This window comes from Virgibacillus kimchii, from assembly GCF_055379185.1.
On the sequence record NZ_AP043951.1, the window covers coordinates 2,220,165 to 2,233,993 of the forward strand.

A 13,829-nucleotide genomic window follows, 5' to 3' on the forward strand; every position below is an offset into this window, starting at 1 on the left:
ATTATTTGTATATACCAAAAAGTTCATCCACCGTATCTTCGCACAAAATACATTATATGTGATTAATGCTTAAAAATTAGATTAGCATTTTCATTCCGAAGTTCCCAAGCCATACGCGCACTCTCTTCCAATTCCTCCAAACCATAGAAGGCTGACATCAAATCTACATCCCCAACAACTGGACCATGATTTTGCAAGATATATCCATCACTAAAATTAACTCTTTCTTCAAAGTAGTCAAATAACTCGGCGGAACCAGGTCTAGCATATGGAACCAAACCAATTGATCCGACTTTCATTCTTAAATATGGAGTATATTCAGGAATGATATCTTGCTCATTCTGATGGTTTAAACAAGACCATAAAGTCGAATAAAAACTATGGGTATGGATTACTGCCTGAATACGGGGATCCTTGTTGTATAATATTATATGAAGTGGTATTTCTTTACTTGGTTTAACTCCTTTCAAATGATTACCTTTCATGTCTACCACGGAAAAATCTTTCTCCTTCAACTCACCGAAACAAGTCCCACTACCAGTAATATAGATCTCCTCATCATGACGAAAACTTAAATTAGCTGATGAGCCAGTTGCTTTACCTCTGTCAAATAAGGCTTTTGCAATCCAGATTGAATCTTTAAGCTTTTGTTCAATTTCCATTTAAATCATCCCTTTATAATTGTATGTACATTAGATGGAATCCTTCTTATTAAATTATTTAAAGTTAATTGTTTTCTGAAATTCACACTTTTCCCAATAAACAATGCTTTCACCCTTGTAAAACTACAATCTTTTATTTTATAAGAAAAACTACCAGTTGGAATATCTTCAGGATGTAATAAAGTTATTTTAATTCAGGCAGACCCAGCCCCATTATCTCGTAAATATAGTAGTGAACCCTGGTACAAAAGTCACTATTAATAATACAGTAATCATAATTAGTAAGAATGGGATTAGTTTTTTTGCTAATTGCATAATTGGAACACCAGAAACGTTACTGGCCACATACATTGCTGTTCCTACAGGTGGGGTTAAAAGCCCTATAGTCAAGTTAATAACCATCAGTATGCCAAATTGAACAGGATCTACTCCTATATTAAAAGCAACTGGTGCTAATATTGGCGCTAAAAGTAGAATAGCAGGCCCACTATCTAAGAACATTCCACAAACTAGTAAGATTAAATTAATAAGGAGTAGTAATAAAATTGTATTGTCAGTTATATTTAATAAAGAGTTCGTTATTTGTTGCGGAATTTGTTCTCTGGACAACAACCAACTAAAAAGAGTAGTAGCTGCAATAATAGTCGAGATGATAGCTGTGCTGATGGCAGCATCAAAAAATACTTTTGGAAGGGATTTTATTCTCAAATCTCTATAAATGAGAGTACTGATTAGAAAGGCATATACACAGATAATAGCTCCGCCCTCAGTAGCTGTAAACATTCCACCACGTATCCCTACAATGATAATAACAGGCATTAATAATGCCAAAAATGCTTTTCTAAAACTAATCCATATCCCCTTTAGATTAGTTTTTCCTTCCTTAGGATAATTATTTTTTCTAGCAACAAAGTAAGAATATAGCATAAATAGCAAACCAATAAGTATACCTGGTAAAATACCTGCTACAAATAAATCACCAATAGAAGACTGCGTAGCAACTCCATATATAATTAGAGCAATACTAGGCGGAATAATTAAGGCAATACTTCCAGAAGCTGCCACTAATGCTGCCGAGAATGCAGGATCATACTTTCTTCTTTTCATTTCTGGTACCATAATTGATCCCAAAGCCGCGGTATCTGCTACAGCTGAACCAGATATGCCTCCCATCATAATTCCGCTTGTTGCAACAACTTGAGATAAAGCTCCTCTAATGTTACCGACTATAGATAGTGCAAAATCAATGATTCTCTTAGTAATTCCACCATTACTCATAATTGACCCTGCTAACATAAATAATGGAATAGCCATAAAAGGAAAAGAATCTAATGCCGTGAAAAACCTTTGACTTATTAAAATAATTGGATAATCCATAAACACAATTGCTCCCATTGAAGCCAATGCTATAACAAACCCAATCGGGATACCCAATATCAGGAACAGAGCGAATAAAACAAATAATAATGTGCCCATTACAGACTATCCCCCTTTCTTTTGATAAGCAAAACTGTTTCAGTTAATACATAGTAAAACATTAAGATTCCCGATATTGGCATAACCATAAATACAATCTCCATCGGCAAACCTAATGAAGGGCTATTTTGACCTGCTCCTAACTTTACAAGTTCTATACCACTATAAGTTAATGTTCCAGCAAATAATAAAAGTAATAAATTATTTATGGTCAACAAAGCTTTCCTACTATTCAAATTCAATTTTTTAACCAAAACATCTAATGCTATATGGCCACCACGCTTTATAGCTACTGCCATACCTAAAAAGGAGACCCATACAAAAGTATATCTACCAAGTTCCTCGGTCCAAGTAAAAGGGCTATTAAATACATACCTTGAAATTACTTGAGCTGTAACTACAGATACCATAAGAAACATTAAAAAGGCACAAATATAATATAGAACATTCCACAGAATTTTATCTATTATTTTCATTATTATCCCCCGTAGTGTTGAGAATCAACGGAGAGTGAAGTTCTTAATCTTCACCCTCCCTCTATATAATTAAAATATCTTCAAAATGCTCTTGTTTTCTTAGAATTTCATAAACATCCACTTTGGAATGTGTTGGAGCTAATCCTTTATAACACGGAATACAGAATATTCTTACTGGGGTATATCCATCCTATCAGCCAAATTGTGAACATTTGGTGCTTAAATGGTATGACCATGCTTCATTCTCCACGCTTCTTATGGTCGCTTACCCTCCCATGTATCACGGGATGTTATCCACACATTCCCTCGTCCTGCGTATCCACAAGGTGGAGGTCGGATATGCTCCTTAGCTGGGTCATATGCCCGAATGGTGTAAATAAGCTCCGACTCTGCATTGTTGGTGTTTGTTTAATTCCAGAATTCCAAGTGCATTTATCCATCCATTTTGTTCATAAAGCCTAAGCAGCCTGTAATGATTCTATTTGAGGTAAACCTTTTAGTAACTTGCTTCCATCAAATTCACATTGTTTTTTGCCTATGGTGAACATAACACGTATTAATTTCCCGCATAACGCAATAAGTGATTGCTGTTTCTTTAACGGATTGTTGGGGCGGGTAGTGTAATACCTGTGCAGTGCCTTAAACGTCGGGTTACTCGCCACTAGGGGGCGTACAGCCAGATATAGGGCTTTTCGCAATTTTTTTCTGCCACGTTTGGTGATTTTCGTTTGCCCTTTCAATCTCCCGGAGCTGTGTTCCCGTAACGTTAAACCCGCCATGTTTACCAATTGTTGTGGGTGATCATACTTGGTGAGATCCCCTACTTCAGAAAAGAACGTGGCAACGGTTATGGCACCAAGCCCCTTAATATTTATCAATTCCTCAGCACCCGGTATATCTTTCAATAGCTCTGTGATTTCCTCATCCAACTCTGTTAACTGATTTTGATACAGCTCATACTGGTCTAAAAGGCTGTGTAGTTCTTTTCTTGCGAACCTGAGCCCAATTTCAATGCCAATGCTCTTCTGTGCTTTCTTGACTAATTTCCTTGCCCGTTCTATACCCATGCCGCGTTTGATAACGGTTTTCCACGCTGCCAGCACTTCTTCCGGAGTCATTTGACGGATCTCATAAGGGAACGGGAACTCGCGCAGTGTGAATAACGCTGTCTTACCGGACCAGTCTTTAAAGACGTCATCAAATTCCGGAAAGTACCGCTGAATATGATTCTGAACGCGACCTTCGATGATCATCAGCTGCTTGATGAGTTGATCTCTTAATTTGATCCCTTCCCGTAATTCGGCATAAATGCCGTCGAGAAGATTTGGTACGGAGTATCTCCCATCTTTCACAAGCTGTGCAATAACGCGCGCATCTTTGGTGTCATTTTTCGTTGGTGAGTTGTCATCAAGTTCTTTGGACTTCTTAACGTGCATTGGATTTACAACCACAAAGCGAATGTCTTTGGCTTTTAGATAGTAAGCCAAACCAAGCCAAAAGTGTCCGGTTGGTTCTACGCCAACAATCACTTCGCTTTTGTTGTTTTTCTCCTGCAATCTGGAAATCCAGTCTAAAAGCTGTTGAAATCCGTGTATGCGATTGTCAAAGACCAATTTCTTACCCAATTCCACGCCCCGGTCATCCTGGGCACGTGCCACATGTTTATCCATGGCAATATCGATTCCTACTATCAATGTGGATGGTGTGATTTGCACTAATTTAAGATTTTGATTATAATTCATTACGAGTCCTCCTTGGTATTTATTTAATTTAGGGGTCATGATCATGACACCCAGTACTATACCAAGAGGGCTCATTTTTGTTCAAACCTCAAATTTCTTCATTACAGGAATGCTCCTAATATCACTATTCAATTTCTTCAATTATCCTATTGTAAAGATCAATATCATTTGTTTCAGCATAAGCTTCATGTGCCTTACGAGCTTCTTCAGCAAATTCTTCTATATTTGGTTCTGTTACTTCCAATCCTTCTTCTTTCATGGCCTCTAATATCTCGTCCGTTTGTTCTTCAACTAGATCGTTTTGATATGCAGTGGCCGTACTAGCTGCCTCAGAGATAATCTCTTGTTGATCTTCAGTTAATTCAGACCAAGTTAAATCACTCATGGCAAGGGTTACATATTCGTATTTATGTGCAGTAAGCGCTAAATAATCTTGAACTTCGTGAATACGTCCGCCATATATAAATGGGATAGGGTTCTCTTGAGCTTCAATCACATTTTGTTCTAAGCCAGTATAAACTTCGTCCCAAGCCATTGTGGTTGGTGATGCCCCCATTTCACTCCAGGTATGATCCATAGCCTGGATTTCTGGTACTCTCATTCTCAATCCTTGTAAATCTTCAAGTGTAGTAATAGGTCTATTTGCAGTAATATGTCTGGGGCCTCGATCCCACCAATCGAGTATCCTAATGGAAGATGATTCCAACACACGGTCAGCAATTTCCTCTCCGATTTCTCCGTGAATTACTTTATTATACTCTTCTTCACTACTAAATAAATAAGGTAATTCTAGTAAACTAATAGAAGGCTCAAAATTGCCAAGAACCCCTGCAATCAAAGCAAAATCAACGCTACCAATTTGCATACCTTCTGCCATATCTCGATCGCCACCTAACGTAGCGTTTGGATGTATTTCAATTTCTATTTCACCGTCTGAAAGTGCTTCAACCTCCTCTTTGAACTTCACAGCACCATCTTGCCAAATATCGTTTTCAGATTGCACATGGCCTAATGTGAGTAGAACTGTTTCATCACCATCACCACTCTCATCCCCTGATGCACTTTGATCATTGGAGCAACCAATTAGAAATATTACAAAAATCAACATAACACTTATAAAACTTATTATTCTATTCATTGTTTTACACCTCTCACTTTTTTAATTAATTTCTACAAGTACTTTAACCACGTTTTGTTTCTTCTGACTCAAAAGCTCTAAAGCTTGTTGGGCATTCTCCAGGGGTTTTTTTTGCGTAATAAAATCACTTATTTCCAATCCATTATTTACAAGTTCAACAGCCTTAGCAAAATCCTCTGTTTCGTAGGTCATCGCTCCAAAAAGATTAATTTCGTTAAATACAAAATTATATGTGTTAACAGGAATCTCTTCAGTTATCATGGCAACTAATCCAACTTCACCTCTTTTTTTAACAATGGATGAAGCTTGATTTATAATTGGTGGTACATCAGTTGCTACAATTGCTACATCGACTCCCTCCCCATTTGTATACTCTTTTACTTTTGATTCAACATCTACTTCATATGGATTTAGAACAAGGTTTGCCCCATGTTTTTTGGCCATATTTAAATTAAATTGTTCTGTATCTGTACATATAATATTCTTATATCCTGCTTCTCTTGCAGCCACTAATGTAAGCAAACCAATTGTACCAGACCCTAAAATGACAATTGAATCCTTGTCAGGAACTGAGATTCTGCTTATAGCATGAATACCAACGGCTAAAGGTTCTATTAATGTCCCAATTTCATAAGATACATTTTCATCAATCTTATAAAGGGTCTGTTCAGGTGCATTAAAGTATTCACTAAATGTACCGATCCAATCTTTGGTTCCCGGGACTACCTTTGACTTACAAAGGTTTAAAAGACCTTTTTTACAGCTTTCACATTCACCACAGCCGATATGTGGTTCTACTGTAACTCGATCACCAATATTAAATTTTGTAACATCCTCACCAACTTTAACTATTTCTCCAGCTACTTCATGACCTAAAACAGCTGGCAGTTTTCGAAACGCATGTGTACCGTAAAATAAATGAAGATCAGACCCGCATACACCGGCAGTTTTAACTTTTATTAACACCTCATCTCTTTTAATTTCAGGAATATTTTTATCTTTTATTTCAACTTTGTTGGGCCCAATTACTACTGCTGACTTCAATTTTCCATTCCTCCAATTATCTATTACAAATTACAAGAGTCTGATAACGCATTCAATTTCCTTCAATTTTTGTTACTGTTCCTAAGGTATTTGCATTTATTACCATTCGAGCAGCCATTTCAACAGACCAACTTACATTAACTGCATGATCTACATCTTTACCAAAACACAATACTCCATGATTTTTTAATAACACTGCATAACTATTATTCATTGCTAATTTAATATTATTTGCTAAATCATCAGAACCTAATGGAGCGTAGGGAGCTGCAACGGGTATTTCACCCCCTGCAAAATCATTTAATACCTCTAAAGAATTAGGTATAGGTTGATTTGCAATTGCAAAACTTGTGGCAGCTATTGAATGTGTATGGAATACCGTATTTATTTCTGGTCTGTTTTCATATATAATTCGATGCATTGTTAACCCTGATGAAGGCTGATGTTTTCCTTCTATAATGTTTCCTTCATAATCACATATTATTAAGTCATGCTCATTTAAATCGTGTAGTTTTATCCCTTTGGGGCTAATTAGCAATTTATTTTCTTCTAACTTAATACTATAATTTCCTTCTAACCCAGTCATAATCCCTAATTCATACAAACGTTTTGCAGCATTAATAATAGCTTGACGTTCTGCTAAAAAATACACTTTTTTCCTCCTAATACCTGGTTTCTTGTGGCCTTTTAAAAACAGGAGATACATTTAAAGCTTCTTCTAATTCCTCATGGTCTTTTGCATAATCTTCTAGTTTTTCTCCAAAGATAGCTGCGTTTATCGCTTGGTGTATAGCCATTACACCTGACTTAATTCCACTAGGATGCCCATGTATTGCTCCCCCTCCTCCAAGTACAACATCCATTCCATAGTCTTGTATTATTGTAGGAACCTTACCAGCTGTAGAAGATTGCACTATAAAGGTCTTCTTTATGTCATAAAATGAAGTGGACAGTAATTGAGCCGATCGGATCGTCGATTCTAATTCTGAAGTTTTTGACCATTTCGCCCATGGAGAACCTGGCAGATAAAAATCTGCTCCACATAATCTTGACAATTTTGAAAGAACCATTTTTCCAATAGAATTAATTGAAAAACTACCTGCGGGATGGAACAGTATTGGAACGTTAACATTAGGGTTTTCAGCTAATAATCTTAATGATTCCAACCCTTGATGAAAATTTAACATTATGGCATTCGCTCCTAATTCAACTGCCTTCTCTGCCCTTTTAGTTAAATCATAACCTGTTCCCGTAATATTGACGGTGTACAAGGCTTTATTCCCTGTCTCTTCTTCAGCACGCTTTAATCCCTTCATTACTGACAATATTCGTTTTTCTAGATTCAAGTTGTACACTTCAGACATAATTTCATCATCTTTTATATGATCAACACCTCCTATGCCCGCCTCATACGACATTTGTTCAATTTCTTTTTCATTAAGGCCAACTTTAGGTTTAATCATCATATTTACTAAAGGTCTTGTTGGAACTCCTAAAACATCCCGAATCCCTTCAACACCAAATTTGGGTCCGCTGAAGTTATCTGTAAAACTTGGTGGGAGTTTTACATCTATCAAGTATACATCGCCAGGCATATCCAGAATATTACCAGCAATGGTCGTAAGAAGCATGGATACACTACTGTTCCAACCAGCACTCCCCTTTACTGGATAAGCTATGTGTACAATTGCCGCTTTCTCGTTACCTTCACTTAGAGGTATAGGATAATACCCTACAACTTTAGCTCCTAATTTTCTTCTTACATCTACTGTTTCCCCTGGAAAGTCCATCCACCCGCCAGTTGATGATTCTAATGCCATAAATCCAACTAAATTAAGGTGATCAACAGCTTCTTTTTTAAAGTAATAGGTAGCAATTATGTAATCATTATCTTCAATTGATTCTTGTGAATAATTAAAGATATTTGGATCGTATAGACTAATAATTAGTAACACCCCTTGCAATTTTAAGTATTTTTAAAATACCCGAAATACATATTATTTATAGAAATAATGTATTTTTAGCCTCTTTCAAATGAAGCTCCATTAATTTGACACAATCTACATTTCTTTGACATAGCTTTTGGTATATATCTTCATGTTCTTTTTTAAAACTAAGCATTCTATTAGGCTGGCGCCTTAGATGTCGTAAAGTTATTCTTAACAATTGAGAGTTATAGTTTAATAAAATCTTATGCATTTCATTATTACCTGAAAATCTGCACAACATTAAATGAAAATTATGATCCACCTCTGCAAACCTTTTAATATCTTGTTTTTTAACTATCTCATCAGTTTCCCTTAAATTGTCCTTCAAAAGTTCTAACTGTTCGTCGGTGATTGTTTTATATATTTGATTACAAATATGTGTCTCTAATGCGATCCTCAAATTATAAATATCTACTATTTGTTCCACTGTTAAGTCATTAACAATAATTCCTTGTTTTGAAGATACAGTTACAAATCCTTCTGTTTCTAACCTATCAAGAGCTGATTTTATTGGTGTTTTACTCATTTCAAGCATATCAATTAATTCACGTTCAGAAAGCAAACTACCAGGTTTAAAATATTCTTCCAGGATACCTTCCTTAATCTTGACATACGCAATTTCTTTTAATAGCATATTAGATCGTGATTTAGTGTAATTTTTCATTTGCACCACTCTTTTAGTCATTATTATTTACATTTAAAACTTCATGAAAATAATTATCTCCTCCTAACTGGCCACCCTTTAATGCTAATTCAATTCCGTTAATTTTTATATCTTTTGAGTATACTCTGCATAATGGAGCTCCGGGAGAGACTTGTTGTATCATTTCTAGCCCAAAAACATCTAATTCTTTAGTTATAAAGCCAGAAGTATCACCTCCTGCAAGCACTATACGATTGATGCTACTGTTTTTTAATATTTGATTGGTAAAACCTCCAAGTTTTTTTCCAATAAACTCACCTATTTGCATTTCTTGAATGCCGTTTTCTTTCAGTTTGTTCCTCATTGAGAAAATAGAGTCATCATCTGGTCCTAACGCGGTATAGAGAATCACATTTTTCTTGTCATTCAATAAATTAACTACTTTATTTATAAAGTTTTTTTGATTCTCATAATCACCAGTTAATATATCAGAATTTACTTTTATCCCCTCAAAACCATTTCGAAGCGCTGTTTTAATTTGCTCTTTAGTAATCACCGAACCACTACCTGATACAACTAATATATTTTCTTTAGATTTAATATCTTGTCTATTAACCTGGTCAGTATTACGAGGTACATTTAATCGGTTCCAATTACTAGCTAGTGCATCTTCAATTCCTGAAGAACCTACAGTAAACACGGTGTTATTTTTAGATGCATCCCAGATAAGCCTTCCAGCTGTATCAACATCTTTTTCATTAAGAGCATCAATTAAAAGAATATCATAATTTTGCGATTTCGATTCATAAATCTCGTCAACATCCTCTTTATTCATCTCAATAATATCTAACAGACCAATATCTGATTGAATTTGTTTTTTCAAGTGCTTACGTAAGTCTGCTTCATCCATAGGAGTTACCGGATGCTTTGACATAACAGGATGCCTATCCAATCTATAAACAATATCTTTCATTCTTGCAAAATGCTGTCCAAACAAAGTATATCTACCCAATTTTGGAGTAGCTACTAATAATGGTGTTGCTTTCTTATTATCAAAGTATTGTTTAGCTAAATCTATCGCTTTACCTATACTTCCGACTTTTGGTGAAGAATCAAAAGTGGAACATGTCTTATAGTGAACAACAGGGACATTTAACTTTGAAAGAATATTATAAATAGGCTTTAATTCATTTTCCATCTCTTCAGTATTTTTTGCTCGACTAGTGCCAGCAATTCCAATACATTTTAGATTTTCAAACTGCTGAATCATTTCGATCGTAGGAATTTCAGTGAATAAAATTGTCCTATAACCTTTTGCCGCTAAAGCCTCCATAGCATCTGTTGAACCTGTAAAATCGTCTCCGTAAAAAGCTAGTAGTAAATTATTATCATTCATTATAAAATCTCCTTTAACCCATGCATTAGCTAGAAAAAAATGTAAGGGCTTGCAATCTAACATCTAACTTAGATCTATTATAGATCTATTAGTATAATATTAACTATTTAAATAAAAGTCAATACTTTTAATAATATTTTATAATTCCTAGATCTTATGGATTTCTGAGCCAACCTGTTATAAATTTATTCCATTATTAAACACACAATACCAATGACAATGAGTTTACTCACGGGCCTGAATCTTTGTGGATACAACATTAACTACGTCGATCTTAGATCGAGTTCTCCGTCGATATGAAATCATTACATTCGATCAAATAGAAAATATTAGATGAATTATCGACGAGCTATTTGAAGAAACAGGTGTGGAACCTTAATTGTGAGAAATTGTCGAAACTTGATTGTGGAAAACTGTTTAATTGAACTTGACAGTTATAACCCATTTTTTCTTATTTTTATATTTATTAAAAAATAAAGGATTTTCTGTATAAATGTCGAATTACTATAATGTAGGTACAAGTAACTACAGGAGGAGATAAAATGCTACTATTTTCAAACAAACTTAACAAAAGTATATTAGACCCAATACACGGATTAATTAAGATGACTGAAGAAGAAATGCAAATTATTTCGCACCCACTCTTTCACCGGTTAAGAAGAATTAAGCAAAACACATTCTTATACTATGTATTTCCTTCAGCCAACCACACTAGATTTGAACACTCGATAGGAGTAATGCACCTGGCGAGTGAGATGTTTTTAAACTCTTTCGAGAATGCAAATACTTTGTTAGATAAACAGAACAAATATGATTTGGAAAACGATAATAAAATCCTTAACCAAAGACAAATAGGAGAAGAAGCAATAGAAGAATTATTTTATGATTTGAGAATTGCAGCCTTACTTCACGATATTGGTCACGGACCAATGTCTCATTTATTTGATACGTTTGCTCCCGAATATAGAGATTTTATTAACATGATCAAAAATGATCCGGGATTATCTATTAACGAAGAAGTTAGACATTTTCGTGATGAATTTGCAAATTCATTTAATGCAATTAAAGGTGATAAAAATCAAATTGAGCATGAACATACTTCTTATTATTTTGCGACAGAATCCGTAGAATTTTAACCATTATGGAGGATAAGTTAAACTTAAGTAATTATATGATTAAATTAACTGATACAAAATCAAATTATAATATTCTTCCTTTTTTAAACCAAATAGTAGCAGGTGCACCATTAGATTGCGATAGAATGGATTACTTATTAAGAGATAGTTACTTTACCGGGGTTACATATGGGAGTTATGATTTGAATCGATTGCTGAAATCATTATTGCCATTTATAGATAGTGAAAAGAATATTATACGGTTAGGCATAAAAAAAAGTGGCTTGCCAGCAATAGAAAATTTTTTGCAGGCTCGTTATGAATTATATATACAGGTTTATTTTCATAAAACTAATCGTGCCTGTAACACTATGCTTAAAAAAGCAACAGAGCACCTTGATCACGGTGTGTTTATCGATTGTAGCAATTCTGATAAATTTATTGAAAGTTATTTAATACTATCCGATGAAGTATTTTTAAAAGAAGCTCATAAAAAAGTTGATGACTATGGTAAAGAAATCATTGATGACTTATTAGATAGAAAAATTTGGAAAAGAATTGCTGAAGTTTTCCCCCAAGAAAAAATGCAACATGAAGATATAGAAAGAAAAGTAAAAGAAGTTAAAGAAATCAAAGGAAAGATTATTGCTAGCTACCCAGGGTATTCAAATTTTATTGAGGATGATGTTATAAATGATAACCCTTTAAAGGGGCTGAATAAAGAGAAGGCGGTTTTACTATCAAAAGATCATTTTGAGGCTTATGATAAAGTAAAGGATCAAGATTGGTTAAAAAAATCCATTATTTTCAATGCACTCTCTAATAAATATTTAATTGGTAGAGTATATATGAAATCTGATACCTCTACTACAGAAGGTAAAGAAATGTATAGAACAATTAAGAAATTAGTGCAAGACAAAGCCGTAGAGAGATTTTAATATTTAAAAAATACAGAGGGGGCTCTACGAGCCCCAATAACTCAATCCCGACTAAACAAATCCCTCGTATAAACCTTCTCCCTCGCATCCTTTATCTCTTCATCCAACCGATTAGCAACAATTACATCGCTAAGCTGCTTAAAGTCATCCAGATCCTTTACAACGCTTAGTCCTTCAAATGCTTCTTCCTCCAGCACTGGTTCATAGACAATAACTTCAACACCTTTACCCTTTACATGATCAATAACATCCTGGATAGCTGACTGTCTAAAGTTATCGGAGCCGGTTTTCATGGTCAGTCTGTAGATCCCGACTACGTTAGGGTTTCGTTCTATAATCATATCAGCTATATGTTTCTTGCGGGTGGCGTTGGAGTTCACGATAGCATCAATGATGTTGTTTGGTATTCCTTTGAAGTTGGCTGCCAGTTGCTTGGTGTCCTTTGGCAGGCAATAGCCACCATAGCCGAATGATGGGTTGTTGTAATGGGATCCTATTCTTGGGTCGTGGCCCACGCCTTCGATGATCTGCTTTGTGTCCAGGCCTTTCATTTCTGCGTAGGTATCCAATTCATTGAAGAAGGATACTCTCATGGCCAGGTATGTATTTGCGAATAGTTTAATCGCTTCTGCCTCGGTGGCGTCGGTGAAAAGGATTGGAATATCCTCTTTCTTTGCTCCTTCTGCTAATAGGTTTGCAAATACTTTTGCCCGTTCTGACTGTTCGCCTACGATTATGCGTGATGGATATAGGTTATCGTGTAATGCTTTGCCTTCTCTTAAAAATTCCGGTGAGAAGATGATGTTGTCTGTATGAAACTTCTTTCTTACTTCTTTGGTGTAGCCGACCGGTATGGTTGATTTGATTACCATGACGGCATTTGGGTTGATGGATAGCACTTGATCGATGACCGATTCCACACTGCTGGTGTCAAAATAGTCTCTTTCCGGGTCATAGTTGGTTGGCGTGGAGATAATGACATAATCCGCATCTTTAAAAGCATCTTCCGGATCGGTGGTGGCTTTTAAGTATAAGTCTTTGGTTTGCAAAAACGCCTCTATATCCGGATCGACAATGGGGGATTGCTTATTATTCAGCATGTCCACCTTCTCCTGAAGAATGTCTAGTGCCATCACCTCATGATGCTGTGCGAGAAGTACAGCATTGGCCAGTCCGACATACCCCGTTCCTGCGACTGCTATTTTCAATTG

Annotated in this window: 13 protein-coding genes; 2 read left to right on the top strand and 11 right to left on the bottom strand. The window is 35.5% G+C overall.

Features of this window, described 5'->3' with window-relative positions; genetic code table 11:
* Positions 1-62: 62 nt before the first annotated feature.
* The 10 genes from ACZ42C_RS10845 to ACZ42C_RS10890 form a co-directional block, all read right to left on the bottom strand.
* Positions 63-662: a class II aldolase/adducin family protein gene (locus ACZ42C_RS10845; protein WP_461183528.1), complete on the bottom strand. Its 600-nt coding sequence runs from the start codon at positions 660-662 to the stop codon at positions 63-65.
* Positions 663-875: 213 nt separating this feature from the next.
* Positions 876-2,138 (bottom strand): TRAP transporter large permease, encoded by a 1,263-nt coding sequence (locus ACZ42C_RS10850; protein ID WP_461183529.1) that lies wholly within the window; start codon positions 2,136-2,138, stop codon positions 876-878.
* The gene (locus tag ACZ42C_RS10855; protein ID WP_461183530.1) at positions 2,138-2,614 is read right to left on the bottom strand and encodes a TRAP transporter small permease; all 477 of its coding nucleotides are present in this window, start codon (positions 2,612-2,614) and stop codon (positions 2,138-2,140) included. Before ACZ42C_RS10855 ends, ACZ42C_RS10850 begins: the two co-directional genes overlap by 1 nt.
* A 458-nt stretch (positions 2,615-3,072) precedes the next feature.
* Positions 3,073-4,356, bottom strand: coding sequence for an IS110 family RNA-guided transposase (locus ACZ42C_RS10860; protein ID WP_464891247.1), 1,284 nt, complete (start codon positions 4,354-4,356; stop codon positions 3,073-3,075).
* A gap of 124 nt (positions 4,357-4,480) precedes the next feature.
* A complete protein-coding gene (locus tag ACZ42C_RS10865; protein ID WP_461183673.1) occupies positions 4,481-5,494 on the bottom strand; it encodes a TRAP transporter substrate-binding protein in 1,014 nt (337 codons plus the stop codon).
* Positions 5,495-5,515: 21 nt separating this feature from the next.
* Positions 5,516-6,538, bottom strand: coding sequence for a zinc-dependent alcohol dehydrogenase (locus ACZ42C_RS10870; protein WP_461183672.1), 1,023 nt, complete (start codon positions 6,536-6,538; stop codon positions 5,516-5,518).
* 52 nt (positions 6,539-6,590) lie between these two features.
* The gene (locus tag ACZ42C_RS10875) at positions 6,591-7,190 is read right to left on the bottom strand and encodes a class II aldolase/adducin family protein (protein ID WP_461183671.1); all 600 of its coding nucleotides are present in this window, start codon (positions 7,188-7,190) and stop codon (positions 6,591-6,593) included.
* Between the two features lie 10 nt (positions 7,191-7,200).
* Positions 7,201-8,493 carry a RuBisCO large subunit C-terminal-like domain-containing protein gene (locus tag ACZ42C_RS10880; protein ID WP_461183670.1) on the bottom strand — a complete coding sequence of 431 codons (1,293 nt, stop codon included), beginning with the start codon at positions 8,491-8,493 and terminating at the stop codon, positions 7,201-7,203.
* 46 nt (positions 8,494-8,539) lie between these two features.
* Positions 8,540-9,190 carry a GntR family transcriptional regulator gene (locus ACZ42C_RS10885; protein ID WP_461183669.1) on the bottom strand — a complete coding sequence of 217 codons (651 nt, stop codon included), beginning with the start codon at positions 9,188-9,190 and terminating at the stop codon, positions 8,540-8,542.
* 13 nt (positions 9,191-9,203) lie between these two features.
* Entirely contained in the window at positions 9,204-10,565 is a 1,362-nt protein-coding gene (locus tag ACZ42C_RS10890) for a four-carbon acid sugar kinase family protein (protein ID WP_461183668.1), read from the bottom strand.
* 542 nt (positions 10,566-11,107) lie between these two features.
* Between ACZ42C_RS10890 and ACZ42C_RS10895 the strand changes: the two genes are divergently transcribed.
* Together ACZ42C_RS10895 and ACZ42C_RS10900 are read left to right on the top strand one after the other, a co-directional pair.
* Positions 11,108-11,701 carry an HD domain-containing protein gene (locus tag ACZ42C_RS10895; protein WP_461183667.1) on the top strand — a complete coding sequence of 198 codons (594 nt, stop codon included), beginning with the start codon at positions 11,108-11,110 and terminating at the stop codon, positions 11,699-11,701.
* A gap of 5 nt (positions 11,702-11,706) precedes the next feature.
* Positions 11,707-12,618 (top strand): HD domain-containing protein, encoded by a 912-nt coding sequence (locus tag ACZ42C_RS10900; RefSeq protein ID WP_461183666.1) that lies wholly within the window; start codon positions 11,707-11,709, stop codon positions 12,616-12,618.
* 41 nt (positions 12,619-12,659) lie between these two features.
* Here ACZ42C_RS10900 and ACZ42C_RS10905 read toward each other — a convergent pair whose 3' ends face one another.
* Positions 12,660-13,826, bottom strand: coding sequence for a nucleotide sugar dehydrogenase (locus ACZ42C_RS10905; RefSeq protein ID WP_461183665.1), 1,167 nt, complete (start codon positions 13,824-13,826; stop codon positions 12,660-12,662).
* Between the last annotated feature and the right edge of the window lie 3 nt (positions 13,827-13,829).

Excerpts from the sequence above, each read along its gene's own strand:
- ACZ42C_RS10845 (WP_461183528.1), bottom strand. The coding sequence starts at position 662 with ATGGAAATTGAACAAAAGCTTAAAGATTCAATCTGGATTGCAAAAGCC.
- ACZ42C_RS10850 (WP_461183529.1), bottom strand. The coding sequence starts at position 2,138 with ATGGGCACATTATTATTTGTTTTATTCGCTCTGTTCCTGATATTGGGT.
- ACZ42C_RS10855 (WP_461183530.1), bottom strand. The coding sequence starts at position 2,614 with ATGAAAATAATAGATAAAATTCTGTGGAATGTTCTATATTATATTTGT.
- ACZ42C_RS10860 (WP_464891247.1), bottom strand. The coding sequence starts at position 4,356 with ATGAATTATAATCAAAATCTTAAATTAGTGCAAATCACACCATCCACA.
- ACZ42C_RS10865 (WP_461183673.1), bottom strand. The coding sequence starts at position 5,494 with ATGAATAGAATAATAAGTTTTATAAGTGTTATGTTGATTTTTGTAATA.
- ACZ42C_RS10885 (WP_461183669.1), bottom strand. The coding sequence starts at position 9,190 with ATGAAAAATTACACTAAATCACGATCTAATATGCTATTAAAAGAAATT.
- ACZ42C_RS10890 (WP_461183668.1), bottom strand. The coding sequence starts at position 10,565 with ATGAATGATAATAATTTACTACTAGCTTTTTACGGAGACGATTTTACA.
- ACZ42C_RS10895 (WP_461183667.1), top strand. The coding sequence starts at position 11,108 with ATGCTACTATTTTCAAACAAACTTAACAAAAGTATATTAGACCCAATA.
- ACZ42C_RS10900 (WP_461183666.1), top strand. The coding sequence starts at position 11,707 with ATGGAGGATAAGTTAAACTTAAGTAATTATATGATTAAATTAACTGAT.